This is a genomic window from Thermoplasmata archaeon (assembly GCA_035532555.1).
In the GTDB taxonomy this organism is placed as follows: Archaea; Thermoplasmatota; Thermoplasmata; order Lutacidiplasmatales; family UBA184; genus Lutacidiplasma.
In genome coordinates this window covers 25194-49650 of sequence record DATKQS010000002.1, presented here as the reverse complement: position 1 = coordinate 49650, position 24457 = coordinate 25194, and the positions used below count along the sequence as shown (strand labels likewise).

Annotated in this window: 35 protein-coding genes, 1 tRNA gene and 1 pseudogene; 4 read left to right on the top strand and 33 right to left on the bottom strand. The window is 68.4% G+C overall.

Translation table 11 applies throughout. The features are described from left to right. Positions 1 to 5: 5 nt before the first annotated feature. The 28 genes and pseudogenes from VMV28_00360 to VMV28_00225 all read right to left on the bottom strand — a co-directional run bounded on the left by VMV28_00360 (position 6) and on the right by VMV28_00225 (position 17076). A complete protein-coding gene (locus VMV28_00360) occupies positions 6 to 983 on the bottom strand; it encodes an RNA-guided pseudouridylation complex pseudouridine synthase subunit Cbf5 (protein HUZ79066.1) in 978 nt (325 codons plus the stop codon). Next, positions 980 to 1522, bottom strand: coding sequence for a cytidylate kinase family protein (locus VMV28_00355; protein HUZ79065.1), 543 nt, complete (start codon positions 1520 to 1522; stop codon positions 980 to 982). Before VMV28_00355 ends, VMV28_00360 begins: the two co-directional genes overlap by 4 nt. A gap of 16 nt (positions 1523 to 1538) precedes the next feature. Next, positions 1539 to 2327: an EMC3/TMCO1 family protein gene (locus tag VMV28_00350; GenBank protein ID HUZ79064.1), complete on the bottom strand. Its 789-nt coding sequence runs from the start codon at positions 2325 to 2327 to the stop codon at positions 1539 to 1541. Next, positions 2327 to 4093, bottom strand: coding sequence for a preprotein translocase subunit SecY (gene secY, locus VMV28_00345; GenBank protein HUZ79063.1), 1767 nt, complete (start codon positions 4091 to 4093; stop codon positions 2327 to 2329). The genes VMV28_00350 and secY overlap by 1 nt, the downstream gene beginning before the upstream one ends. A 51-nt stretch (positions 4094 to 4144) precedes the next feature. Next, positions 4145 to 4570 (bottom strand): uL15 family ribosomal protein, encoded by a 426-nt coding sequence (locus tag VMV28_00340; protein ID HUZ79062.1) that lies wholly within the window; start codon positions 4568 to 4570, stop codon positions 4145 to 4147. 5 nt (positions 4571 to 4575) lie between these two features. Further along, positions 4576 to 5040, bottom strand: coding sequence for a 50S ribosomal protein L30 (locus tag VMV28_00335; protein HUZ79061.1), 465 nt, complete (start codon positions 5038 to 5040; stop codon positions 4576 to 4578). A 203-nt stretch (positions 5041 to 5243) separates the two neighbouring features. Beyond that, positions 5244 to 5840 (bottom strand): annotated as a pseudogene (locus VMV28_00330) (30S ribosomal protein S5). A gap of 92 nt (positions 5841 to 5932) precedes the next feature. Beyond that, the gene (locus tag VMV28_00325) at positions 5933 to 6460 is read right to left on the bottom strand and encodes a 50S ribosomal protein L18 (protein HUZ79060.1); all 528 of its coding nucleotides are present in this window, start codon (positions 6458 to 6460) and stop codon (positions 5933 to 5935) included. Beyond that, entirely contained in the window at positions 6457 to 6921 is a 465-nt protein-coding gene (locus VMV28_00320; GenBank protein HUZ79059.1) for a 50S ribosomal protein L19e, read from the bottom strand. Before VMV28_00320 ends, VMV28_00325 begins: the two co-directional genes overlap by 4 nt. 4 nt (positions 6922 to 6925) lie before the next feature. After that, positions 6926 to 7510, bottom strand: a complete 585-nt coding sequence (locus tag VMV28_00315; GenBank protein ID HUZ79058.1) for a 50S ribosomal protein L32e — start codon at positions 7508 to 7510, stop codon at positions 6926 to 6928. Then, positions 7510 to 8067 carry a 50S ribosomal protein L6 gene (rplF, locus tag VMV28_00310; protein ID HUZ79057.1) on the bottom strand — a complete coding sequence of 186 codons (558 nt, stop codon included), beginning with the start codon at positions 8065 to 8067 and terminating at the stop codon, positions 7510 to 7512. The genes VMV28_00315 and rplF overlap by 1 nt, the downstream gene beginning before the upstream one ends. After that, positions 8057 to 8446: a 30S ribosomal protein S8 gene (locus VMV28_00305; protein HUZ79056.1), complete on the bottom strand. Its 390-nt coding sequence runs from the start codon at positions 8444 to 8446 to the stop codon at positions 8057 to 8059. The genes rplF and VMV28_00305 overlap by 11 nt, the downstream gene beginning before the upstream one ends. Before the next feature lie 11 nt (positions 8447 to 8457). After that, on the bottom strand, positions 8458 to 8607 hold the full coding sequence (locus VMV28_00300) for a 30S ribosomal protein S14 (GenBank protein HUZ79055.1): 150 nt from the start codon (positions 8605 to 8607) through the stop codon (positions 8458 to 8460). Between the two features lie 5 nt (positions 8608 to 8612). Further along, positions 8613 to 9158 (bottom strand): 50S ribosomal protein L5, encoded by a 546-nt coding sequence (locus VMV28_00295; protein HUZ79054.1) that lies wholly within the window; start codon positions 9156 to 9158, stop codon positions 8613 to 8615. Then, the gene (locus VMV28_00290; GenBank protein ID HUZ79053.1) at positions 9155 to 9871 is read right to left on the bottom strand and encodes a 30S ribosomal protein S4e; all 717 of its coding nucleotides are present in this window, start codon (positions 9869 to 9871) and stop codon (positions 9155 to 9157) included. The genes VMV28_00295 and VMV28_00290 overlap by 4 nt, the downstream gene beginning before the upstream one ends. Beyond that, positions 9868 to 10698: a 50S ribosomal protein L24 gene (rplX, locus tag VMV28_00285; protein ID HUZ79052.1), complete on the bottom strand. Its 831-nt coding sequence runs from the start codon at positions 10696 to 10698 to the stop codon at positions 9868 to 9870. Before rplX ends, VMV28_00290 begins: the two co-directional genes overlap by 4 nt. Positions 10699 to 10707: 9 nt before the next feature. Continuing rightward, positions 10708 to 11106: a 50S ribosomal protein L14 gene (locus tag VMV28_00280; protein HUZ79051.1), complete on the bottom strand. Its 399-nt coding sequence runs from the start codon at positions 11104 to 11106 to the stop codon at positions 10708 to 10710. Then, positions 11103 to 11528, bottom strand: a complete 426-nt coding sequence (locus tag VMV28_00275; GenBank protein ID HUZ79050.1) for a 30S ribosomal protein S17 — start codon at positions 11526 to 11528, stop codon at positions 11103 to 11105. The genes VMV28_00280 and VMV28_00275 overlap by 4 nt, the downstream gene beginning before the upstream one ends. Next, positions 11525 to 11848 carry a ribonuclease P protein subunit gene (locus VMV28_00270; GenBank protein HUZ79049.1) on the bottom strand — a complete coding sequence of 108 codons (324 nt, stop codon included), beginning with the start codon at positions 11846 to 11848 and terminating at the stop codon, positions 11525 to 11527. Before VMV28_00270 ends, VMV28_00275 begins: the two co-directional genes overlap by 4 nt. A 6-nt stretch (positions 11849 to 11854) precedes the next feature. Beyond that, on the bottom strand, positions 11855 to 12088 hold the full coding sequence (gene rpmC, locus VMV28_00265) for a 50S ribosomal protein L29 (protein HUZ79048.1): 234 nt from the start codon (positions 12086 to 12088) through the stop codon (positions 11855 to 11857). Then, positions 12085 to 12795 (bottom strand): 30S ribosomal protein S3, encoded by a 711-nt coding sequence (locus VMV28_00260; GenBank protein HUZ79047.1) that lies wholly within the window; start codon positions 12793 to 12795, stop codon positions 12085 to 12087. Before VMV28_00260 ends, rpmC begins: the two co-directional genes overlap by 4 nt. A gap of 1 nt (position 12796) precedes the next feature. Next, on the bottom strand, positions 12797 to 13252 hold the full coding sequence (locus VMV28_00255) for a 50S ribosomal protein L22 (protein HUZ79046.1): 456 nt from the start codon (positions 13250 to 13252) through the stop codon (positions 12797 to 12799). A gap of 16 nt (positions 13253 to 13268) precedes the next feature. Beyond that, positions 13269 to 13694 (bottom strand): 30S ribosomal protein S19, encoded by a 426-nt coding sequence (locus VMV28_00250; GenBank protein HUZ79045.1) that lies wholly within the window; start codon positions 13692 to 13694, stop codon positions 13269 to 13271. Positions 13695 to 13700: 6 nt separating this feature from the next. Next, on the bottom strand, positions 13701 to 14435 hold the full coding sequence (locus VMV28_00245) for a 50S ribosomal protein L2 (protein ID HUZ79044.1): 735 nt from the start codon (positions 14433 to 14435) through the stop codon (positions 13701 to 13703). After that, complete coding sequence (locus VMV28_00240; GenBank protein HUZ79043.1) at positions 14435 to 14698, bottom strand: 50S ribosomal protein L23; 264 nt, start codon at positions 14696 to 14698, stop codon at positions 14435 to 14437. The genes VMV28_00245 and VMV28_00240 overlap by 1 nt, the downstream gene beginning before the upstream one ends. After that, entirely contained in the window at positions 14695 to 15534 is an 840-nt protein-coding gene (gene rpl4p, locus VMV28_00235; protein HUZ79042.1) for a 50S ribosomal protein L4, read from the bottom strand. The genes VMV28_00240 and rpl4p overlap by 4 nt, the downstream gene beginning before the upstream one ends. Further along, positions 15531 to 16535, bottom strand: coding sequence for a 50S ribosomal protein L3 (locus tag VMV28_00230; protein ID HUZ79041.1), 1005 nt, complete (start codon positions 16533 to 16535; stop codon positions 15531 to 15533). The genes rpl4p and VMV28_00230 overlap by 4 nt, the downstream gene beginning before the upstream one ends. Before the next feature lie 163 nt (positions 16536 to 16698). After that, the gene (locus VMV28_00225; protein ID HUZ79040.1) at positions 16699 to 17076 is read right to left on the bottom strand and encodes a DUF1801 domain-containing protein; all 378 of its coding nucleotides are present in this window, start codon (positions 17074 to 17076) and stop codon (positions 16699 to 16701) included. 175 nt (positions 17077 to 17251) lie between these two features. Between VMV28_00225 and ilvA the strand changes: the two genes are divergently transcribed. Together ilvA and VMV28_00215 are read left to right on the top strand one after the other, a co-directional pair. Next, a complete protein-coding gene (gene ilvA / locus VMV28_00220; protein ID HUZ79039.1) occupies positions 17252 to 18502 on the top strand; it encodes a threonine ammonia-lyase in 1251 nt (416 codons plus the stop codon). Positions 18503 to 18617: 115 nt separating this feature from the next. Then, on the top strand, positions 18618 to 19100 hold the full coding sequence (locus VMV28_00215) for a DUF2203 domain-containing protein (protein HUZ79038.1): 483 nt from the start codon (positions 18618 to 18620) through the stop codon (positions 19098 to 19100). Here VMV28_00215 and VMV28_00210 read toward each other — a convergent pair. Beyond that, entirely contained in the window at positions 19097 to 20011 is a 915-nt protein-coding gene (locus VMV28_00210; protein ID HUZ79037.1) for a carboxypeptidase regulatory-like domain-containing protein, read from the bottom strand. The two genes, VMV28_00215 and VMV28_00210, sit on opposite strands and share 4 nt — an antisense overlap. Before the next feature lie 48 nt (positions 20012 to 20059). On the opposite strand from VMV28_00210, the gene VMV28_00205 reads away from it, so the two are divergent. Beyond that, a complete protein-coding gene (locus VMV28_00205; GenBank protein HUZ79036.1) occupies positions 20060 to 20632 on the top strand; it encodes a DUF99 family protein in 573 nt (190 codons plus the stop codon). 26 nt (positions 20633 to 20658) lie between these two features. Beyond that, positions 20659 to 20766, top strand: a tRNA-Arg gene (locus VMV28_00200). A 25-nt stretch (positions 20767 to 20791) separates the two neighbouring features. Here VMV28_00200 and VMV28_00195 read toward each other — a convergent pair. The 4 genes from VMV28_00195 to VMV28_00180 are packed head-to-tail and all read right to left on the bottom strand — an operon-like array spanning position 20792 to position 24457. Next, positions 20792 to 22012, bottom strand: coding sequence for a glycosyltransferase (locus VMV28_00195; protein HUZ79035.1), 1221 nt, complete (start codon positions 22010 to 22012; stop codon positions 20792 to 20794). 19 nt (positions 22013 to 22031) lie between these two features. Next, positions 22032 to 22790, bottom strand: a complete 759-nt coding sequence (locus tag VMV28_00190) for a hypothetical protein (protein ID HUZ79034.1) — start codon at positions 22788 to 22790, stop codon at positions 22032 to 22034. Beyond that, the gene (locus VMV28_00185) at positions 22787 to 23278 is read right to left on the bottom strand and encodes a Zn-ribbon domain-containing OB-fold protein (protein HUZ79033.1); all 492 of its coding nucleotides are present in this window, start codon (positions 23276 to 23278) and stop codon (positions 22787 to 22789) included. The genes VMV28_00190 and VMV28_00185 overlap by 4 nt, the downstream gene beginning before the upstream one ends. Positions 23279 to 23287: 9 nt before the next feature. After that, on the bottom strand, positions 23288 to 24457 hold the full coding sequence (locus VMV28_00180; protein HUZ79032.1) for a thiolase domain-containing protein: 1170 nt from the start codon (positions 24455 to 24457) through the stop codon (positions 23288 to 23290).

Genomic DNA, 24457 nt, shown 5'->3' with positions numbered 1-24457 from the left:
GGGCGTCAGATAACGTCAGCGCCGCCGGGGCCGCGCGCATCGGCGGGTCTCGGACGGGAGCGGGGGGTCTGCCAAAGTACGGGGAACTTCTCTGCATCGGCGAAGACGCGATCGGAGTCGACGACCCAGCCGTGGCGCACGTTCGTGAACTCCCTCGAGTCGAACAGGGCCGTTCCGGTCGCGACGAGTTCTCCGGAACGAGTGACGAGCACCACCCGGGCGTCCTTGAAGAACGCGCGGGACGGCGCTCCGAGGATCCCTCCGGCCGCAAGGTTGGAGCCGTGGGCGACCGCGCTCGCCGCGCTGTCCTTCAGCACGAGGCGCGGGAATTCCTCCCAGACCTCCTCCATCGGGTGGAGGGCGGCTTCCAGGGCCCCCGGAGCACCGGCGCGCGCCGTCTGGACGGCGTCCGCGAGCGTGGTGAGGGTGATCGAATGGCGCTCGTCGAACGGGCCCGTGCCGATGCGCCGAAGCTCCACCAGGTTGCCCCCGAGACCGAGGGCTTCCCCGATATCGACCGCGAGCGAGCGAATGTACGTGCCCGAGTCCGCGGTCACATCCAGGAGCAGCCGGGGTCCATCGGTTTCGAGCAGCCGAAGGTGATGGATCGTCCGGACGCGGCGCTCCCTCTTCACGGCGGACCGGACCGGAGGGGTCTGGTAGATCGGGCTCTCGAACTCCGCGAGCACTCGAGCGAGCTCCTTCGGAGGTGGAGCGCCGTGGAGGACCATGGCTCCGACGTACCGCTTCGGGAACTCGAGGACGAGCGGGATGAGCTTGAGGGCCGGGCCCACGCCGATCCATAGAAGGCCCGAGACGTTGGGATCGAGGGTCCCGGCGTGGCCCGCCCGCTCGATGCCGAGGAGGTCCCGGACCCACGCGGTGACCTGGTGCGAGGACGGGCCGCGAGGCTTGTCCACGAGCAGGAAGGCGCCCGTGGCGAGGCGGGGGGAGAGCGCCGAGGGCACGGGGTCGCCGCTCACGAGTCCTTCCCCCGCCGCTCGAGGAACCGCACGATCTCCTCCACCACCTCGTTCGGAGACCGTTCGGACGAGTCGATCGTGAGGTCGGCGGGCTCCGCATCGAGATCGATCTCGTAGAGCGTGCGGTAGCGGCGATGCTCGCTCGCCTCGCGTTCCGCGATCTCCCGTGTCGCGCGGTCGAGCGACTCAGCGTCGCGTCCGGCGACGCGCCCCGCGCGCACCTCCGGGCGGGCGGTGATCACGATCGAGACGGCGGCGATCCCGTGGCGTCGGCATAGCGGGCCTTGGATTCGCCCATCCAGTACCCGACCCGGCTTCGCGAGCGCCTGCATCGCGCGGTCAAGGGCCCGATCGACCTCGGGGTGGGTCTCTGCGTATCTCCCGAACGCTTCCAGATCGAGCCCGTGCTGCGACGCCTCGGTCCGGAAGATCTCGCCGGCGGATCGGTACTCGAGGCCGAAACGCTCAGCGATCTTGCGGCCGGCCGTGGATTTGCCGCTCCCGGGCGGACCTCCGATGCAGACCACGACGTCGATCACGGCCCGACCCCCGGGCTTAGCTCGCCGGGGTCGGGAGAGGGGGGACATTGTGGTTCCGCTCGTAGCGGGCGAGCCAGACGTCCTTGAGCAGCCGCCGGAAGATGAACGACAGCGGGACCGTGTACAGGCTGAAGATCAGGAACCAGTACGGGATCGGCCCGACCACCGGGTTGAGCAGCCCGATCACCGACCCGCCGAGGTTCACGTTCGCATTGAGGGGGTTCGCGTTGTACGCGGTCTGAATGACGAGCCCGACCCATGTGTAGATGAGGATCAGGAGGAACCAGGTGACCGCCATCCCCTTCAGTTGCGCTATCGAGACCTCGGAGGACAGTCGCGTGAGCTTCTGCTGGTAGGGCTTGAGCGAGTCGATCCGGTCCTTCTTGCCGGAGCGCATCGCCGCCATCTGGACCTTGCGGAACGCGCTCGACCACTTCTGGACCTTGGCGGCCTTGATCCAGTCGGTGACGAAGTTGTAGGCGATCGCCGTGATCGCCATCTCGAGCGCGCCGGCGATGGCCATCGTGAGGAGGAGGTACTGGCTGTTGAACCCGATGGCCGTGTAGAGGAATCCCGGGCTGCTCGGCCCGGTCCCCATGGCACCCGCGAGCGAGTTGCGGAAGGCGGTGTCGATGACCATCCACAGACCGAGAAGGCCCAGGAAGACGAGGATGAACGTCGAGAGCCGGAACCCTCCGCCGCGCCGGGGCGGAGGCGGGGCCGTCGCCGGTGGGGCTGTGGGTGGCGCCGGGGCGGAATCGATCGCCGTGCTGCTCGCGAGGGGAGCGTCGGACCCTGCGGCCATCACTCCTCTCCCGCGATGAACCGACGCAATAGCGGGTTCATCTCCATGAGCTGTTCGCGGCCCATGGCCTCGTACAGATTAATGATGATGCCCACCATCAGCAGCACGCCCGTACCGCTCGCGTTCCCGACGGTACCAATGAGGTCCGCTCCGGCGGCCAGGGCCCCGACCGTAGCGCCGCTAATGACGGTGATGACGGGGATGTAACGTTCCAGCACGCGGCGCAGTACCCGCGGCTCTCGACGGAATCCGGGGATCTGCATGCCGGACGCTTCAATCTGTCGCGCGACGGCCTCGGGGCCCATGTTCGTCGTCTGGATCCAGAACTTCGCGAACAGGATCGAGCCTCCGACTAGGACCCCGAAGTACAGCGCGACGTGGACGAGCGATTGCCACCACGCATGGCCCAAGAGGAATGCCCCATACGTCTGCGAGTTGAGCAGCGGTAGGAACCAGGACTCGAGCCCGTTCGGTGTGGCGAGGTACCACGCGCCTCCCGTTAATGGGGTCGTAGCGCCCACCCCTAACAGCTGCGCGGCGGCCGAGCTCGCGGGATACGATCCGATCCACCACTGATGGCCGATCAGCGGAAAGTGCGCGAGCGTGGGATTCGTCCATAACAGGATCGTGACGACCGAGATGTTGGCGAGCAGCGCCGACATCAGGATCACCGGGATGTTCGATGCGTAGATCAGGCGGAGCGGGTAGCGACCCCGCGCCCCTCGCGCCTCCGCGTGGGAGAGCGGCAGTTCGATGCGGGTCGATTCGGTCCAGGCCACGATGAAGAAGATGACGGCCGTCCCGACCAGCGCGATGACGGGATTCGGCGCGTGCAGGAGCACTTGCTCCCAACCCCCCGAGGCCATCTGGGAGGCGTTGAGGTGCGTCAGGAACCAGATCGTCTTCGGGATCGTTCCGCTCGGGGGGTTCCCGGCGTTGATCGGCCCCGCGGCCGACGGTAACCAGTTCAGGGTCCCCTGGACGATCTGCTGGCTCACGCCGGCCGCGATGAACAGGGAGATCCCGCTCCCGATCCCCCACTTCGAGACGACCTCGTCCATCAGGAACACGAGGTAGCAGCCGAAGACGAGCTGGGCCACGATGATCGTGTCGGCGAGCAGCATGCCGTTGCCGGGAGAGAATTGACCGAGACTCGTGACGAGCGAGGCGGACGGGGTCAGGTACCCGAAGACCTGGGGGATCGCCTCGACGAAGATCATGACGAGGACCAGCACCTTTTGCGAGCCCTGGTAGGTCCCCTTGTCCTCGTCGTCCGTGAGGTCGAGGTTGATGATCTTCGCCCCGACAAACAACTGCATGATGATCGACGCGGTGACGATGGGCCCGATGCCGAGGTGCATCAGGGTCCCCTGGGCGCCGGCGAGGATCGCGCGGTAGCTCGCGAACAGATCGATGACGGTCGCCTGATCTACCCCAAAGAGGTAGATGTTCGTCATCAGGAAGTAGAGCAGGACGATGATGATCGTCCAGAACATCTTCGTTCGGAAGTGGACGTGGCCCTTCGGCTGGGAGATCGCCGGGAGCCGGGTCGTGAGCGGCTTGAGGCCGTAGAGGCGCGACTTCGGCCCCGTGTAGGAAAGGCCGAGGTACATCAGTCCGAAGATGCCGAACATGCCCGCCGAGAGCATGCCGACCGCGAGGAGCGTCGGGGAATCCCAGTACCAAAAGATCGCTACGATGGCGACGCCGATCGCCGCGAGGGGGAGGGCCCAGCGCGGGTCGCGCGGGATCTCCTCATCGGCCATTCGAAACGCTCAGAGCGGGTGTTCTCGCTATATAATCTAGGGGGCGCAATCCTATGCTCCTTGAGGGGGTTCTTTCAGGAGCGTGACCTTCTCCTGGGCGTGCTTCGTCGCATGTTCGACGTAGACCTTCCAGGTCCGGGCGGTGCGGCCACCGCCGAGCAGGCGGTCGATCCCGGCCTTCGATAGATTGGCGATGCACGTCTCTCCGTCCTGGCGGAACGCTTGCGCGATCCGGAGCAAGGGCACGAAGCTCTCCAGCTCTCCCACGTTGATCGAGGTCGGCTGCGCGACGATCTGGGCGGGGCGCTTGAAGCCGTGCCGTCCGAAGTGGTCCGGCGCGTAGATGAGCATCGACTTGAACTTGTACTTGTGCAGCCCCGCGTTGCCGCGTCCCCCCTGCTTACCGGCCCCGCGGCCGGCCTTGATCCCTCGACCGTGGGTGCGCGATCCTCGGAACTTCTTCGTTCGACTCGGCATCTTATTCACTCCCGGATCATGCGGCGGGCGAGCTCGTTGATCGCGCGGCCCCGGTAGCCGAGCGCGCCTCCGAGCGCGTACGGCTTCTTCGTGGACTTCCACCCTCCGCTCGGAGCTCCGAGTCGGAAGAGCGGGCGGACCCCCGGGACGCTCGGCAATCCTTCGACGACCACGCGCTGCGTGAGCTCGGCGAGGTCCTTCGTGCGGGTCGATTCGGCGACGTTCGCGTCCGTCAGGCGTTCTCCCCCGGCTGTCTCCCCGCGGGACTTGAGCAGCAGACCCACGGTCTCCGGCTCGGCCTCGCCCCAGGTGACGTACCCTTGGATCTTCGTGAGCATTCCGCGGAACTCAGGCTTCTCGGGCACCACGGTCACGTGCTGCGGCCGGTTGAGATGCAGGAACTTGAGCGTCTCGACGATATCGTGCCGCGCGTGGATCGTGCCACGGACGCGGATGATCATCCACGCCATGTTCAGCGACCTCCCCGAGGCGGTCCGCCGGGCCGCCGGCCGGGACCCCCGGCGCCGCCGGGTCCCGGAGGCCGTCCGCCTCCGCCCCGGGGCGGCGGTCCGCCGCGGCGCCGACCGCCACGGCCGCCCATCGGGCGGGCGCCCTCCTCCTTCGGGGGGAGGATGGACGTGCCGATCGGTCCGCGCACGATCTTCAGGCGAGCGGCATCCTCCGGACGGATCTTCAGGCTCGACAGCGCCGCGAGCGCGATGAACGCGGCCTGAGCGTAATTGACGGTCGTCTTCGTGTGACCGTCGGTGTATCCCCAGGTGTCGGTGAGTCCCGCGAACCGAAGGATCGGCTTCGCGACATCGCCCACTGCGAGCCCGACGCCCCGCGGTGCCGGCTTGAACGTGACGACGACCGAGCCCGAGCGGCCTCGGACCTGGAAGGGAACCGTGTGGGAGCGCCCGCAGCCGCATTCCCAGCTACCACAGCCGCGCTGGATCTCGATGAGCTTGAGCTTCGCGCGGTCGATCGCGCGCCGGATCGTGGGTCCGACCTCCCGGCCCTTGGAGCGTCCGAGACCGACGAACCCGTCGCCGTTCCCCACGACGACGGTGACGGCGAACTTCAGGCGCCGACCGGAATCGGTCATGCGCTGGACCATGTTCACGTCGAGGACCTCGTCGTGGAGACCCGGAAGCAACTTGTCCACGATCTGCGGCTCGCGCAGCGGGAGCCCGCTTCGCAGCGCGTCGCTCATCGTCGTGATCTCCCCGGAGTGGACCTTGCGACCGAGCTCGGTCTTCGGTACCCAGGGGGGCGGTGGGGCGGGACCGGACGGTCCGCCTCCTCCGTACCGAGAGCCCTGGGAGGAGCCGCCGGAGGGCGGGAAGGTGGACGCTCCGCTCATGCGGTCGCCTCCTTGCGCTCGGTGATTGTCGGCAACTTGCCCTTGTAGGACTCGAGGGGTTCCGGGAGCGGCTTCGGCAGGTGCGAGCCGTTGAGCCGGTCGTTCCCGGGGAAGACCGTCTCTCCATGGGGCACCTGAACGCCTGCGTCGAGCAGGCCCTTGAGCGCCGCGAGCACTCGTCCCCCGGCCGTCGGGTGCCGAAGTCCCGCATCGAGGATCGCCCCGTCCGTCCCCGCCGCCTTCGATCGAAGGCCGGCGAGATAGCCCGTCAGATACGCGGCGGGGGTCGACGCGAGGCTGCCACCGGGGAATCCGACCCCGCCGAGCTCCCGGCTATCGGCCGAGGCGACCACGCGATCGCCTGTCGGGTCGTAGGTGGTGATCGTGACGTAGACGCGCTGGGCCGTAATGCGTACGACCGCCCGCGGGCGGCCCGAGCGCAAGAGCTTGAGCCGCGTGCGATAGTCGGTGCGGCCCTCCCGGCGGCGCCGGAAGCGGACCCGGTAGCGGGGACCCGTACTCATGACTTTGCCTCCGCGGCGAGGTGGCCGGCGAGCTGCAGGTTCAACAGGAGATGGGCGCGGCTACGGTACATACCGCCCTTCGCCTGCCGGTAGTACCTGCGGTAGATCGCCGGGGTGATGCGTTTCTCCGTCCGGAGGGTGGCAAGAAGCTCGCGTTGGGGCCGGATCCGGCGCATCCAGCGCTCCTTCTTGCTCGACCGGGAGAGCGGGCTGCCGCGGCGCGAGCCGGGGCCCTGGTGGCGTCCCTTCGCGACCTCGGCCGCGTAGCGGCGCGCCCGGGCCCGGGACGTGCCCTGGATCGCCTTGCGACGGATCGCCCCGGACTTGATCGCGGTACGGATATCCTGGCGCGTGACCGAGTCGGAGACCTCTTGCTCACGCGCCGGGTCGATCCACACGCGCCCGCTGCCGCACTTGAGCAGGATGGAGGCGAGTCGGCGCTGGTTCGAAAGATCGGGCACGTCTCTACTCCTCCCCTTCGGGGGTGGCAATCGGATTGAGCACATGGATTCCGAGGCGGCGGGCCGTCTCCTCGAGGGTCAGGCGCCGGCGGGTGCCGACGGTGCGCGCGATGATCGCGGCCTCCTTCGTCGCGTCGAGCTTCTCGAGCTCGCCGGTCGTCCGGATGATGATCGGGCGGAAGCCGCTGGGAACGAGGTCGCGGACCTTGGCGGGGGACCGGTAGCCGACCCGGACGATGACGGAGCGGTAGCCGTAGTGCCGTCGCTGCTTGGACTGTAGGCCCCGGGGCCGGCGCCAGCTCTCGTCGCGGCCGATCCGGTAGTAGCGATGCGCGGCCTGGCGAACGAAGAGCGGTCGGTGCCGATCGAGCTCGCGTCGCAGGCGCAACAGCTTCGCCGACTCCGGGTCGAGCGATGCCCGCTTCGGAGCGCGCGGCGTCGCGGGTTCTTCGGTCGTGACGACCGTCGCGTCCGCGGGCACGATCTCCTTCTTCTCCTCGGCCGGCGGCGCGGCGCGGACGCGGCGCCGGGCGGGCTTCGGTGCCGGCGTCTCTTCCGGCTCGGGCGCGGTCACGGGATCCGGCGACATCAGTCGGCTCCCTTGAGGTGGGCGTGCTCGGTGAGGTAGATGCCGTCCTGGAAGACGCGGGGATCATAGTTGCGGATGTGCGTTGCGCGCTCGATGTTGGCCGCGCTTTGCCCGACCTGCTCGACGTCGTAGCCGGAAAGGACCACGATGTCCCCCTCGACCGCCGCCTTGGTTCCGGGGCGCAGCGGAGCGGTCCGAGGGTACTTCTCGCCGAGGAAGTTCTCGATGATGAGTTCCTCACCCTTCACCGCGACCTTCATCGGGAAGTGCGCGGCGACGACCTTCATCTTCGCCTCGACCCCGAGCGTGAGTCCACCGACGAGGTTCTTCAGGTGCGCCGCCCACGTTGCGAGGAGCGAGCGGGATTGCTTGCGTCCGGGAGGCAGCTTGAGCGTGAGGGTGGCCTTGCCGTCGGCGACCACGAGATCGAGCGCGTCGCTCGGGAACGGCCGTACGATCTGACCGAGCGGGCCCTTCGCCTGGATGAGACCGGGGTGCACCTCGAGCCGGACCCCGGCGGGCACTGCGATCACGGCCTCCGTTGTCTCAGTAGACATACGCGATGAGCCTCCCCCCGAGCTTGAGCTCCCGGGCCTGTTGGTGGGTGATCACTCCGCGGTTCGTGGAGAGAACGAGGAGCCCGAAGTCCTGGGCCGGGAGGAATCGGGATTCGTAGCGCTCGAGCTCGCGATGCGGGACCGCGATCCGCGGCTTGATGACGCCGCAGGAGTTGATGCGCCGGGAGAGCTTGACATCGTACTTCCCTCCGCGACCGGTGGGGACGAACGTGAACTCCTCCACGTAGTGGTGTTCGCGCAGGATCCGCAGCACCTCGCCGATGAGGTGGGACGCCGGCGCGAGCGCGACCTCGCCCTGGCCATGCTGGTCCGCGTGGCGCAGGGTGAGGAGCGCATCGTTGAGTAGATCGTGACGCATGTTCCCTTACCTCACTGGTACTTCCGGAACCCCAGGTCGACCGCGACCTCGCGGAAGCACTGCCGGCAGACGTGCAGTCCGTAGCGCCGGACGATGCCGCGCTTGCGGTCGCACCGCAGGCAGCCTTCCTTCCGCCCGAATTCCTTCTTGGGTTTCGACATCGCTCTCACTCCACGAACGTCACTTGGAAGGTCGCCGCGAGGTACGCGCGGGTATCGGCCTTGGTCGATCGCAGGCGCTTGGGGATCGGGCGGGCGGAGACCTGCCGTTCGCGCACCCCATAGCCGGAGCGGCCGAGCTCGACCGCGATGTCCATGCCGTGGATGCCGATCTCGGGATCGTACTTCATTCCCGTGAAATCGGTGTAGTCCCCGATCCCGAAGGAGAAGTTGCCGTTGCGGTCGATCGAGTCCGGATCGAGCTGACGGTCGCGAGCCTCGAAGGCTCGGTTCAGGAAGTCGACGGCCGAGGGACCCCGGAGCGTCACCTTCGCTCCGATCTCCTGGCCGGCCCGGATGCCGAAATCGCGGTTCGTCGAGTGCGAGCGGGTCGCGATCGGTTTCTGGTGGGTGATCATCTGGAGGACGCGCTCGGCCTTCTGGCGCGGTTCGCCGGATTGACCGACACCCGCGTTGACCACGACCTTGATGATCCGCACGGCCCGGTTGACGTTCTCCGTCGTCGGGGCCTGGGCGGGGGAGGATGCGTTCATCGGTCGAGACCCTCCGCGATCGTCACCTGGGGCGAGGTCTCGCCCACGATGAACACGTACTCCTTGATGGTCGAGAATCCCTCCTTGAAGTGCACGAGGTTCGGCTGGGAGGAGTTGCGGACCTCGACCCGCTCAACGCGTGCGGTTTCGCCGACGTGGCTGCCGCCCGCGAGGAACGCGAGCTGGCCGGGGGCGAGGGGGAGGTGGCGGACGATCGTCTGGCTCGGCACCTCGATCTGGAGCGAGTCGCCGACGCGGTAGGGGGAGTTGGCGGGGACCACGAGGGTGCGGCCATCGTGCAGGGTCATGCCGACCTTGCCCGTGCGGATCGCGTGCTTGAACCGTATGCGCCCGAGCTTGACGGACGCCTCGGTGGGAGGGATGGTCACGAGGGTGAGCTTGCCCCGGCGGTCCTTCACGACGCGGGCGTGCGCATCGAGCGGCGCCGCGAGGGAGAGTACGTCCATGAGACCCAGACCGCGCGAGAGATCGCGAACGACCTTCCCGTCGACCTTGACCGTGCCCGAGTTCACGAGCAGCCGAGCTTCGCGCTCGTTCCGGACGAGGTGGCGCAGGTCGCGCAGCACGATCACGAGGGGGATCGATTGGTCCTGAGCATGAGGCCCGGGAGCCGGCCGCCGGATCCACTTCGTTCCTTTGCGGGGAACCGGCCAGGTCCTCGGGGCGGCCCGACGCTTCATCCGGCGCGTCATGCGTCGCCCTCCTTCGGTGGGCGGGACTTACCTCGGGGCTTCGCGGAGGGATGCGGCTTCGCTACCGCGGGCTCCGGTGTTTCTTCCGCCTCGCCGGCGATCTCCTCCTCTTCGGCGGTATGAGGGGCGTTCTTGTGCGTGCGGACCGCTTTAGCGTCGGGTCCGTACTCCTCCTTCTCGGCCGACTCGAAGAATGCGGTCTCCTTCGGTGTGAGCTTCATCTCGCCGCTGGGGGCCTTCGATCCCGCCTCTTCGGGTGCTCCCTTCTTGGGGGCCTTCCCCATCGGCGCCTCTTCCTCGGTCCCAGCATCCTCGAGGAACTCGCGCTCCGCCTCGGTGAGGTGCATATCCCCTTCGGGTCCAGGGAGTACGGCGGCCGCATCGGGCGACGCCGCGGGGGTCTCCGTCGCCGCCGCGGTCGGTGCTTCGGGGGCAGTACCGAGCTCTTCGGGGGTCAACTCCTCCTCGCGAACGCTCAGGATGCGGCGTCGCCAGGCATCCGAGAGGTTGAGCTTGGTCAACAGGAGCTGGCCGGTCCGGATCGGGAGCGGCTTCTGCTTCTGCTCCCCGGTCTTCAGCGTGATGTTGTTGAGGATGACGGAGTAGCTGCGGCGATCGACCCGGGCCACACGCTCCTCGCTCCCGACGTAGCTTCCCGATAGGATGCGCACGGTGTCGCCCTTGCGGACCGGGACCGAGCGGCAGTGGAAGCGCGCGCGCAACTCGCGGGAGAGCGGGACCGACATCCGTCGGCGCCGGTGAAAGGAGTCTGCGTTGTACAGCGCCTTGCGCTGTCGGCGGGGTGCGCTGGAAGATTGACGTGCCATGAACCCCTCCTACACGATGATCGACGAGGCCGCGGCCACGCGCGACCACCGCTCGGCGGCCTCCTTTGCCACCGGTCCCTTGATCTGGGATCCCTTCAGCTCGCCGGTCTCGGTCGTGATCACGGCGGCGTTGTCCTCGAACTGCACTCGGGTCCCGTCGGCCCGCCGGATCGGGGAGCGCGAGCGCACGATGACGGCGTACAGTACTTGGCGCCGCATCTCGGGCGTTCCCTTCTTGACGGAGACGATCACGAGGTCGGCGATCCCCGCCCGCGGGTAGCGGCGGTGAGTGCCGTGCCAGTTGTGCACGGCGATGATCTCTACGATCTTCGCGCCGGTGTTGTCGGCGCAGTCCAGACGGGCACCCTTCGGGAGGCCGCGTCCTCGACGACCGGCGACGCCCTTCATGCTTCCTCCTTGACCGGAGGGCTCGGCTCGGGCGCAATGGCTTCCTCGCCCTTCACCTGCTGGGCGGCCTCGCCCAGGTCCTCGACAATGCAGAAGCTGACGAGCTTCGACAGCGGTCGAGTCTCGGCGATGCGGACCTTGTGTCCGACCATGACCCCGAGGCAGGGCGGGGAGTGAGCAAGGTAGCGGCGGCGGCGCTTCTCATACCGCTCGTACTTCGGCACCCGCGTGAGTAGCGTGCGCTCGACGACCGCGGTACGCTGCATCGCGGTGGAGACGACCGTCCCTTCGAGCACCTGGCCGCGGATGGACAGGCGCCCGTGGAAGGGGCAGTGCTGATCGTCGCAGTTCTGCTTCGGCGCGCGAACGTCGAGACCTATGTCCCGGGCGCGTCGGGTGCGAGATACTGGAGCGGGACTCATCGGATCCTCCGGGAACCGCCGGCGAGGATGCGCTTGGTGCGGTCCTGGGGTCGAACGCGAAGACTTTCGCCTATTAACGGTAACTCGCGTTCGCCGAGGAGAAGCGTCCCGAGCATCCCGGACTTGGGCACGCGCACGACGCGGCCATGGTCGGCCAGTCGGACCGTGAAGATGTTCATGGACTCATCGACGATCGTGCCGCGCAGAGGCAGCGTCCGGATCCCCGGAGCGCGGTCGACCGAGATGGCGGCCCCGAGGATCTCGCCGGCGAGCGCGGCGCGGTCGGCACCCGTGAGCTCTCCCTTGCCGACCATCGTCATTCCACTCTAGGCGCTCGCGTTCGGTTCGGCGGAAGTGGGAGCGAGGTGGCGCTCCTGGAGCACGGTCAGGGCCCGGGCAACGTTGGTGCGCAGCGCGCGCATCTTCCCGGGGCTCGGGGGCGCGCCTCCCATGGCGGCGATGCCGCGCTCGCGCAAGAGATCGCCTTCGGCGTCGGAGATGCGGCGGCGCAGCTCGTCGTCGCTGAGCGCCCGCAGGTCCTTCATTCTCAGCAGCGTCACGCGGGGGCCTCCGGCCCGGCCACGGCCGCCGCGATCGCGGGGCCGGGTCCGGGCGGTAGCTCGGCGCCTTCGACGGGCGGGAGATCGATCGGCGCGGGGGCCGGTCGGGCCTCCACGCCCTTGACCTTGATCTCGTCGGGGAGCTTCGCGTTCGGGCGCATGATCCAGACGTTGACGCCGATGACCCCGGGCTTGAGACGGGCCTGGTAGAATCCCTTGCCCATCCACAGGTGCACGGCTTCGCCGCAGTACTTGATCGTCCCCGCCTTGAACCGTTCGGTGCGGTGCCGCTCGCCGGTCAGCTTCCCCGAGAGGATGACCTGGCAGCCGCGCGCGCCGGATTCCATGATGCGGCGGACGGTCGAGTGCCCCGCGCGACGGAAGTGCCAGCCGCGTTCGAGGGTCGAGGCGAGCTTCTCGGCCATGAGCTGGGCGTTGAGGGACGGGTTGCGTTCCTCCTGGACCTCGATCTGAGGGTTGTCGAGCTTGAACCGGGCCTGGATGTCCTCCGTCAGCCGCTTGATGAGCTCGCCGCGCCGACCGATCAGAATCCCGGGGCGTTCGCAGATCAGCGTGACGCGTGTGCCCATCGGGGTGCGTTGGATGTCGAGCCCGCCGAAGCCGGCCCGCGCGCTCTCGCCGACGAGATAGTCCTTGAGCAGGACCCGCCGTGTCGCCTCCTCGATGACCTTGCGTTCGGCGCTCACTCTAGGCCTCCTTCCGCTCGGCGAGGACGATCTCGATGTGGGTGGTCTGCTCGTTCCACGGCGTCGCGCGACCGTGGGCGCGGGGCATCGACGCCTTCAGAATTCGGCCCCGGCTCGAGGCGGCGACCTTGACGTAGAGCCGGTCGGTGTCGAGGCTCTCGTACTCCGCGTTCGATTCCGCGTTGCGCAGGATCTGCAGCACGTTCTTCGCGACCTTCTTCGGGAACCGGCCCGGTCCCACGCCGCGCTTGTGGGACGTCTCCTGATTGTAGCGCCGGAACGGGATCGCGCGGCGGAGCTCGACGGCATCCTCGAGGACGGTGCGCGCGCGCTCGAGCGGGAGCCCGCGGATCGCGTTGAGGACCTCGTAGGTCTTCTTCGGAGAGATCGGGAGCTCGACGCCGCGGGCACGAGCGACGCTCGTGCCGGCCTCGTCGCGATAGGTGTATCCTCGCATCGTTCCGTTCCCTCCTTCACTTCAGCGGCATGAACTTCGACGAACGCGTCGCGCCGACTCCGGGTCCGGAGTGCTTCTCGAACCGGCGGGTCAGAGAGAACTCCCCGAAGTAGTGCCCGATCATCTCCGGGCGCAGTTCGACTTCCTTGAACTCTTTGCCGTTGTAGATCGCGACCCGTCGGCCGATGTGCTCGGGGAGCACGAGGGCGTCCCGGCAATGGGTCTTGAGCACCTTGTCGGGGGGCGTTTCGCGCATCCGGCCGAAGAAGCGTGTCGTCTCCACGTTGAACCCGCGGCGAATCGACCGGCGCGCGCGGGCCGGGAGGACCTTCGCGAGCTCCTCGAGGTTCATCTCCTTCAGGCGCGGCAGGGTGTACCCACGGTACGTGAACTCGCGCTTGCGGCGCGTCTCCACCTTCTTGATCTTCTTCGATCGTGCCATGATGCATTACACCGTCCCTGTATCGCGTCCGCGCACCCGGCGCTTCTTGCGCTGGGAGCGGCTGAACCGACCGACCTTCGCGCCGGGCCATGTGCCGCTCGATACCGTGCTCGGCCGCCCGACGTGCTGGTGGGCGCCGCCTCCGAACGGGTGGTTGACCGGGTTCATCGCGACCCCACGGACCTTCAGGGGTGCGCGTGCGAGCGAGCGCGTCGCGTGGAACTTCTTACCGGCCTTGATAATGGGGCGCTCGAGTCGACCGCCTCCGGCCACGGCTCCGACCTGGGCGCGGCAGGTGATGAGGAACTGCTTGAACGCTCCCGACGGGAGCTGCACGGTCACGAGCTTGCCGGCATGGGCCGTGACGAGGGCGCTCGTCCCGGCGGCCCGTACAAGCCGGCCTCCGTCGAACGGTTTGACCTCGAGGTTGCACACGAGCGTGCCGTCGGGGATTTCCCCGAGGGAGAGCAGCGCTCCGTGGGTCACCGGACCGCGATGGAGAGAGATCGCGTCGCCCGTGGCGATCCCCGCGCTCGCGATCGTGCGGATGACGTCCCCGCTCGGCGTGGAGATCTCGGCGACGGGAGCGGTGCGGCCGGGAGCGTGAACGATCCCTACGACCGTTCCCTCACCCACGACGGAGGGGGAGGGATGGTAGATCGGCCCGTGGTGCCGATGGCTCGGGGATCGGTACGTGGGCGTGCCGGCGCCGCGGCGTCGGGAGATGATCCGCTTCCCCATCAGAACACTCCCGCTCGGCTGCCGATGTCCTCCGCCGAGTACTCCTTCTTGAACCGGACGGTGGCGATCTTGCCGGCCTTCACGATCTTGACGTTGACCTTGTCCACCTTGCACTGGTAGATCTGCTCGACCGCGCGCTTGACCTCGGCGCGCGTGGCGCGCTGGTCGACCTTGAACTCGAGCTTGTTCTGGCGTTCCATCTCGTCCATCGATTTTTCGGTCACGTAGGCGTGCAGTAGGATGCGGTGGCGCAGATCGCTCATGCGGCCACCTCCCCGAGTCGAGTGCGGAGCCCCTCGAGCGCCGCGTGAGAGAAGAGCGTCATCCGGCCCGGATCACCGCCCGGAGCGAGGTCCTCCGTCGCGAGCTGGTGGACCGAGACGACCTCGACGCCCGCGAGGTTGCGGAAGCCGCGGGCCTGGTCCGGGCCGCTTGTGACCACAAGGACGCTGCGGGGGGTCCGGCGGACGCGTCCGCGGAGCTTGCCGCGCCCCGCGCGAAGATGGGAGTGATCCCGTGCGCGCTCAATGTCGTCCCACAGATGCAGCTTCTCCAACACGTCGCGTGCGGCGGCTGCGGTCATGATCTCCTCGACCGGGTCCTCGAGGACGAACGGGAGGTGGGTGTCCTTCGGGACGGTGTGGCCCCTGGCTTCTGCGAGCGGGACGACCCGGGTGGCGGCGAGCGCGGACGCGAACGCGAGCTTGCGCTCCTTGACGTTGATCTTCTGGGCCCAGATCCGTTCGACCTTGGGTGGGTGAGCGCGGCCGCCCCCGACGGTGTTCGGCGCCTGCGCCCCGGTCATCGAATCCATGAGTCGAGGGGAGCGCGAAACCCCCTTGCCTTTACCCGACCAACGCACCGAGTGTCGCCGGCCCGAGGTGAGTCCCGTCCCGTACGGCTGGCGCCGGTGGGAGCGGGCCGCGAGCACGGCGCGGCGGATCAGGTCGACCCGAACCGGGACCGAGAAGGCGAGCGGGAGGTGGACCGTCGCCTTCTCCTTCGGAGTGCCGTCCAGTCCGAGCAGGTGGACCCGATGCTGGGGAACATGAGGCGCGGAGGGAGCCGGGGAGCGCACCGGCGGCTCGGGAGCCGTCATGCGCCCTGCTTCGACCGGGTACTGAAGTAGCGTAGGTCGACCTTCTCGACGGTGCTCACGCGGGCCCGCATCGGGGTGCGGAAGCGCAGGAGGCGCTTCGCCGGGCCCGGTAGCGACCCGTGAAGAACGATGCACGCGCTACGGACCTCGCCGTAGTGCGGAAAGCCGCCGGCGGGAGTGATCGGGTCCGTCCGTGGATCGCGGACGACCTTGAGGACCCGCATGTTGAGCTGGGTACGCCGATGGTACCCGGTTTGCCCGGCTTGAGGGACCCGATAGGTGACGAAGCTCGGATTGTGGGGGCCAAGGGTCCCGATCATGCGGCGGTGCTTGGAATTCTTGCGCGGCTGGAGCTTGACCCCCCAGCGCTGGATATGGCCCTGGAAACCGAAGCCTTTGGTGACACCGATGACATCCAAGAACTGGCCCTCGGCCGTCAGCTGATCGACGGAGACCTCGGTCCCCACGGCGGTGAGCGCGAAGGCGCGACGGTCCTCGAACTGGTCTCCCGCGACGCGGACCTCGAAGATCTCCGGGGTCTTCGATGAAACTCCCGTGATGAGGTGGGGTTGCGTGTGGACGATCAGGCGGACGTCCTCACCCGCAGCGTGCCCGAACGCGAGGCGGGCCTCGGGCGAGCTCGGCGGGTGCGGGGAGATCCGCCGGCCGATCTCCTGAACCGGGTTCTCTCCCCATACCTCGGCGACGACCCGCTTACCGTAGGGGTTCCGAGCGTAGATGCGGGCCCCGACCGCTCGCATGGGGGGTACCTCTACGACCGTGACCGGGACGGACAGTTCCTGGCCGGCAGTGGTGGATCGCTTTCGATAGTCTACGAGGAATGCATGGGTCATCCCGACTTTGAATCCGGCAAACCCTTCGATCGCCGGAGCCTTCGTGGGAGCGAGGGCCCAGGAGCGGACCCGGGGGAGCGCCCGGGCGGAGCGCTTGCGGGGTGAAAAGCCAAGAGACCCTCGGCGTGGTTTATGACGTCGGGCCATAGGTCGATAGGGGGTCCTGCCTCCGGTGGGGACGGGGGAGAAAGGTACCCTATATAACGCCTTATCCGAAATCGCGATTTCTTACGAGAGAAAATCGAATTTTTGCTGGGATGGACCGAACCATAGCGCCGGAGCGTTGCCCGCCCGAGCGTGCGGCGCGGAATCACCGAGTCCTTCGGGCTAGGTTCTCGGCCACGCGTGCCTTCACGATGCGCGTGACTAGATCCGTGGGCAGGGGGTGCTCCGGAGTGAAGCGAAGGGTACCTTTCCCGCTCTCGAATGGCTTCAACGCGGCCGAGAACCGGCGTCGGACGCGAACGCTCCCCACAAAGAAGCTACAGTGGTCCTTGAACGCCGCGAAATAGACCGGCATTCCGTTCCGACGGAAGGCCGGGATTCGGTAGCTGATGACCTCCTCAGCGTCCGGAGCCGCGGATCGGATCGTTCGGCGCAAATTTTGGAGCGCGGCCCGGAACTTGGGAGGGAGCTGCGCAAGGTATTCGTCCACTTGCGGCGATGCGGGCGTTCGAGCCGGCGCCACTCCCCTGGAATCGGTGCGAGGGTCGTTAAGAGTTTCGACGCAAACGTGGCGGGTCACCTCACGCGACCAACGGAGACTTTCCACCGCCCCGGACCGGATTCCGACCCCCGAGCGGCGCCGGATTCGAAGCGGGGGGAGCCTCAACCATTATGGTCCGCGGCCGAATCGGTGCGACGTGGGGAACTCCCCGATCGTGTTTGGAGACGCGGGACGCCCCGTCGATGTCCTCGCCGCGGCCGCCCGGCTGCGCGGGCACATCGTCCGCACCCCGCTCATACGAGCTCCTCCGTTTCCCGGACTCGGCGACGCCGCGGTGTATCTCAAACTCGAGAACTTCCAGACGACCGGCGCCTTCAAGATCCGAGGGGCTATCAACCGGATCGCGCAGATCCCGGAGGACGATGCTCGTCGGGGCGTCGCCGCTGCTTCGGCGGGTAACCATGCGCAAGGCGTGGCCTGGGCGGCCCGCGAGCGGGGGATTCCCGCGACGATCGTGATGCCCGAGACCGCGTCCCCGCTCAAGATCACCCGGACCCGGTCGCTGGGGGCGCGGGTCCTGCTACACGGCGCGAACTACGATGAAGCGCACGAGTACGCCCTCCAGCTCGCCGCCCGAGAGCGGCTGACATACGTGCATCCCTACGACGATCCCGACGTCATCTCCGGCCAAGGCACCGTCGGCCTCGAGATCCTCGAGGACCTACCGATGGTACGCCGGGTGATCGCGGGGGTGGGGGGTGGGGGCCTTCTGTCGGGAATCGCGGCCGGCCTCCATTCGCAGGGCAGTTCCGCCGAGGTGATCGGGATCCAGCCGTCCGGCGCGGACACGCTGCGGGCGTCGCTCGCCGCGGGCAAGGTCATCGAGGGAGCGACTCCGAACACCTTCGCCGATGGTCTCGCGACGCGCCACATCGGTCGGTTGCCGCTCGAGATCCTCCGCGCGGTGCACGCCCGAGCCTTCGTGGTCGACGACCGCGCGATCGCGCGAGCTTCCTTCCTGCTCCTCGAGCTCGCGAAGGTGCTCGCCGAAGGCGCCGGGGCGGCCGCGCTCGCCGGCCTTCTCGAGCACCCCGAGCTCGCGCGCGATGGTCCCGTGGTCGTCGTCGTCAGCGGGGGCAACCTCGACCCGTTCGTGCTCGATCACGTGCTCTTCATCGGGCTCGCGGCGGAGGGCCGGCTGCTTCGGCTGCGCTCCGCCATGCGCGACGTTCCCGGCCAGCTCGCAGCGTTCTTGAAGGTCGCCGCCGACTCCGGCGCCAACGTCCGCCATCTTAACCACGAGCGGGAGTCGCCCGACCTTCCGCCGGGCCGGGTGACCGTCGAGATTGAACTCGAGGTCCGGGACGGACCGCACGGCCTCGAGGTTGAGCGCGCGTACCGGGACGCCCACTGGCCGGTCGAGCGGCTCCCGATCCACGCCGCCTGAACGACCCCACGTCCGGCAGGGCACTCGGGTCCGTTCCCTCCCGAGGTTACCATCGGAAGCGTGTGCAATTGACATGCGTAAATACCGGTAGTCGCATCGTTGGGTGAGGGGAACCATGGCGCGCGAAACTCCCGAGCCGCGTCCGGCCATCGCTCGGCGGTGGACGGTCGAGGAAGCCAACGCTCGCCTGCCCCAGCTCGACGAGGTGCTGCCTCAGCTCCGGGTCATGGTCGACCGCCTGCGCGCGGTGCACGAGGAGGTCCACCGGCTCGCGTCGTTCTGGGGGCCGGAGATCGATTCGCCGGATCTACCCGATCGCGAGCACAAGGACCGCTTGGATCAGGAATGGCGTCGGCTCACGCAGCGCATCGAAGACCGGGTCGGGGCCTTGCGCGAGGAAGGGATCGAGATCAAGGACCTCGACAGCGGTCTGATCGACTTCTACGGTACGGTCGACGGGGAGCTCGTGTTCCTATGTTGGCAGCGCGGGGAGGACCGGGTGGCGTACTACCACCCGCTCTCGGGGGGCTATCGGACCCGACGCCCGATCGAGAAGAACGAGCGGCGCGCGACGCTGGATCCCCGGGGTTCGCACTAAGCCTCCGAAGGCTGTCCGGCGAGGGCCATCTCGACCAGCCCGATCCCTGCCGCGAAGCCGCCGAGCACAGCCACCGGGATCGTCATCAGGGACGGGATCGGCGCGGCCACCTCGATGCTGAGGAGCGCGATGGGTAGAGGGGCGAGGAGGGATCCGAACCCGGCCGCGACACCGAAGATCGGGCGCGAGGATCGACGCGTGCGGAGTATCGCGAACCCATCGACGACCGCGACGAGGGCGAGCAATCCGGCGGCCGCCCCCAGGTCCGTCACGAACGACTCGAGCGTCGGGAACGGAGTGACGTAGAGCGTCGTGTTGTTCGCCGGAGATGGATTCAGGGTCAGGGAGATCCCGGTCGACGATCCCCCCGATACATACACCGTCGAGAGGAAGAGGTAGACCGCGGTGTAGGCGTAGCCGGTCTTCGTCGTATTGACCAGGACCCCGCCGAGGGGCACGTTCGCAAAGGAGAACGTCCCCCCGAGCCCCGTGATGACGCTCGAGGACTGGTTCGCCTCCGTCGTCAGTTCGACCTGAGCCCCCGCGAGCGGCGAGCCGTTCGGAGCGATGACCGTTCCGTTCACCGTGTAGGTCGACGGCTGCTGGGCGAGGACCGCGATGTAGCCGAACGCGCCGACGAGCCCCGCGCAGATCACGAGCGACGCGAGGAGGACGTAGATCGTGGCCGGCCGGCGACGCACCCGAGGCGGCCGCGGGGGAATGTAGCTGGGATATAGGCCGGGATAGATCTCCCAGCTGAAGAGGGGCGGATGGTCGCGCGGAAGCACGACCGGCACCGGGGTACGGCATTGGGGGCACGGAAGCCACTGCGTCGCGGGACCCGAGCCGGGGAGGACGCCGAAAGTCGTGCCGCAGTGCGGACACCGGACCGCGAGCACGTCCGACGACATCCGGCGGCAACGACCCCGCGCAGGGTCATATCGTTGCGTCGGGCGCTCGTGAAACCGCATGTCCGGGTCGTCGGCATCGATGACGGTGCCTTCCGGCGCATGGATCGTCGAGCTCCCATCGCCGCGGTCACGGTCTCCGCGCCGGAGTATGTCGAGGCGGTCGAGGTGGGCTCGGTCGAGGTCGACGGCCGCGACGCGACCGAGCGCGCGGTCGAGCTCGTGCGCCGGACCGGACACCTCGCCGATCTCCGGGCGGTGCTAGTGGACGGGATCGTGCTCGGAGGATTCAACGTGGTCGATCTCGACCGGCTCGCGAGCGAGCTCCGTCTACCGGTCGTTAGCCTGACGCGCCGGGCCCCGGACCTCGCGCGGATACGGGCCGCCCTCGTGAAGTGGTTCCCGCGGGACGCGCGACGTCGCTACGCGCTCCTCACGGCCCATCGCCTGTTCCGGGTGCCCACCTCCGGGCGACCGATCTTCGCGAGCGTCGTGGGCTGCCGCCGGGTCGACGCGCTCGCGTTGATCCGGCGAACCACGGTACGGGGCTTTTGGCCGGAACCGTTGCGCCTCGCCCACCTGATCGCCTCGGCCGGAAGCGGCCGAGCGCGAGCCAAGGATTAAGGGGCGAGGGCTCGTACCGACCGTCCGGGCCTGTAGCTTAGCTTGGATGAAGCACTGGCCTTCTAAGCCAGCAAACTCGGGTTCAAAGGTCCCGTGGCGACGGCCGCCCGGGACGGAAGCTCCCGACAGGCCCGCCCCACCCCGAGCCTCGTCCGCGGGCTAACCGGACCCGGATCGCCCCGGCGAGGCTCCTTGGTCGATCAGTCGCCGGTAGAGCTCGGATATGCGCGATGCCATCGCGTCGATCGAGGCCGTCGTTCGAACGAACGTGCGGGCGTTCTCTCCCATGCGACGCCGCTCCTGGGGACGATCGACCAAGGCGACGATCGCGCGCGCGAGCGCCGCGGGGTCCTGAACGGCGACCCGCCGGCCCGTGACCCCGTCCTGGACGATCTCCGCCGGTCCGCCGACATCCGGGCCGATGCAGGGGGTTCCACATGCCATGGCCTCGAGCATCCCGATGCTGGCGGTATCGCTCGTCGACGGAAGCACGAAGATCGACGATTGGGCGAGCAGCGCCCCTTTCTCGGCTTCCACGACCGGCCCGACGTAGCGTACGCGGCCGGAGAGACGGTTATCGCGTGCGATCCGCTCGCGCACCGCCGCCTCTTCGGGCCCGGTCCCGCCGACGATCGCCACCATGTCCGTGAGATCGGCGGCGTTCGCGATCGCGTCCAGGAAGCGGTGGACGCCCTTGTCCACCGTCAACCGACCGAGGTAGGTGACGAGGGGGTGGGGCGGAAGGCCGCACCGCGTCCTCCAGTCGGGTACGTTCAGGCCGGGGTGAAAGTTGTCGAGGTCGATGCCGTTCGGGATGACCTCGACGGGCCGGCGGAACGGCTTGGAGGCATGCGCGAGCAGCGCCGAGCGCGCCGCTTCGGTCGGCGCGGTCGTGATGTTGCATCGCCAGTACAGGCCGACGTTGTACCACCACGCGAGGCGGAAGAACGTGGGGATCAGCCACTTCGAAGGAACGCTGTCCTGCATCGCGCCGAGGTTGGTATGAAACGTCCCGACAAGCGGGGCGCGGAGATGGCGGGCGAGCAGGAAGCCGATGCTGCCGATGAACCCCGGGGAGTGAACGTGGACGACATCGGCTTGCGATAGCACCCGCTCGGCCGAGCGCGCCCAGAGCGGAAGGACGGAGGAGAACAGGGGCTGGGAGTACTGGGTGTACAGCGGCACCGGTACCGAACGGAAACGCACGACCCGGACCCCGCCCTCCACCGACTCCCGGGTCGGCTCTCCACGGACCGCGTGCGGCGCGTAGACGTGGACCTGGTGGCCCTGCCGGGTGAGCGATCGCGCGAGCCCGTCGACGGTCACGGCGACGCCGTCGCGCGTCGGGAGGTAGGAATCGGTGAAGAAGGCGATGTCCATCGGTGCGATCTCCTCCGGCTCACGCCTGCGTCGAGAACGTTCGCTGGATGCGGGTGAACTGCTTGAGGTCGAGCGCCGCGGCGTCGATCGACACGACGACCGCGGAGTCGGTGCTGCGCGCCTCGTCGGCGAGCCAGGCCGCGAACTGCACCATCGTGTCGGTGGGCTCTTCGGCGAGCAGGAAGTCGAGCGCGTCGGTATAGACGAGGGCTCCTCCCGCCATCGCCTCGCGCAGCCGGCCGCCGATCTGGCCCAGCGGGATCGGGCGGGCGGCCTCGCCCGGCGCGCCCACCGAGGTCAGGTTGAGTTCGACGCGACGCGCGGCGGGGAGTCCGGGCAGCGCGGGAGGGTGCAAGGAGAGCAGGATCGTCCGGGGGAAGTCCGCCATGGCCGCCGCGACCAGCGCGAGGGCGCGGGAGGGCTGCGGTTCGTTGACGAGGTAGCTCTGGCGAGGGACGACGCGGATGGCCCCTCCACCGGGCGACCAGCGACGCGGGGGCGGCGGCCCGTTCGCGAAGAGGACGTCCGCGCGCGTTCGGAGGGGTCCGAGCATGCTCCGTCGTTTGAGCTCGACCTCGTCTCCGAGTCGCGCGAGCCGGCCCTGCACGAGGAGGCGAAGCTCGGAGGCGGTGTAGCCTTGGGAGACGTGCTGGAGGATGTCCTTGAGCGCGGTGCGGATCCCCGCACCGAACCCCTCGGCATACGTCCGGGCCCGTTCCTCGTCCGCCGGCGGCTCGTCGTTCTCGCGCGCGTCCACGGAGGTCGTCCGATCCGTCACGCCGAGGCCCGGCTCCGCCCGGGGGGCTCCGCCACCGGGGACGGCTCGTTGGAGCCGCCGCGGTGAGGCCGGCGGTCCTCGGCGGTCGACGGGGCGAACTTGTAGCCGTAGTGAATGACGCCCGCGCGTCCCTCCTCGCGGAGCTTGCGGAACATCGCGTGGACGGGCATTCCGATCTCGACCTCCACCGGGTCGACGTCGACGATCTGCCCGGTGAGCATCGGCCCCTCCACCGTCTTCACGAGCGCGAGCACGTAGGGCACCTGCATCTCGAACCCCTCGGCCGCGTCATGGACGATGGAGAACGAGAAGATCTCGCCGTCCCCGCAGAGCTGGAGCGGCTGCATCTTGCCGATCGAGTGGCGGTGGTGAGTACAGGTGGGGCATACGGAGCGGGGCGGGAAGTACACGGTGCTGCAGATCGAGCACTTCGATCCGCCGAGGTTGTACCGGCGAGGCGTTTCGCGCCAGAATCGTGCGATCGACATCGTACCCACCTAGTTGGTCCTCTCCAGCAGGTGGACCACGCTCGTAGCTCCCGTCCCACCCACATCGTGCGCGAGTCCAAGGTTCGCTCCGGCGACCTGCCGGTCCTTCGCGTCGCCGCGGAGCTGGCGGACCAGCTCGACGACCTGCGCGACCCCCACCGCTCCAAACGGGCGCCCCTGGGCCTTCAGCCCTCCCGAGGAATTCACCACCACGCGGCCGCCGCGGCCGAACTCGCCGGCCGCGAAGGCGGCGCCCGCAGCGCCCTTCGCCACAAACCCGATGTCCTCGAGCGCCACGAGCGCTCCGATCGAATAACCATCGAAGATCTCGGCGATCTGCACGTCCTTCGGCGTCCGCCGGGCTTGCTGAAAGGCGCGCCGCGCGGCGACGGCGGTCGAATCGAGCGTCGTAATGTCGCGTCGGTGGTGGACCGACATCGTGTCGCAGGCGACCTGGCTCGCCGAGATGTGGATCGGAGTGTCCGTGTACTTGCGCGCGACCTCCATCGGGCCGAGCACAACCGCGGCGGCTCCGTCCGAAAGCGGGGCGCAGTCGAGCATGCCGAGGGGCTGCGCGACCGGCGTGGCCCCGAGGACCTGCTCCAGCGTGATCTTGTTGCGGTAGTGCGCGTTGGGGTTCTTGGCCGCCATCTCGTGGTCCTGGACGGGGACCGCCGCGAACTCCTCGCGCTTGGTCCCGTACTCGTGCATGTGGCGTCGGGCGATGAGCGCCCAGAGGCCGGGAAGGGTGGCGCCGAAGACAACCTCCCACTCGTGATCGGCGGCCGAATCGGTGATCTGGTTGCCGGTGATGTCCGGCACGTCCGTCAGCTTCTCGGCCCCTCCGACGACCACGAAGTCGTACTGCCCGCTCGCCACCGCGAGGTATCCCGCGTGCAGCGCGAGCGCGCCCGAGGCTCCTCCGCCTTCGACCCGAACGGCGGGGAGGTTGCGATTCCCGAGCCCGGCGTAGTCGAGGATCAGGGGCGCGATCTGTTCCTGATCGATCAGGCGGCCGGCGGCCATGTTGCCGAGGAAGAGGCCTTGGAGCTGGGCCGACTCGAGCTTCGCATCCACCAGCGCCTGGAGGCCGGCCTCGATGCCGATCTCCCGGAAGGACCGGTCCCACAGCTCGCCGAACTTCGTCTGTCCGGCGCCGAGAACGGCGACCTCGCGCAT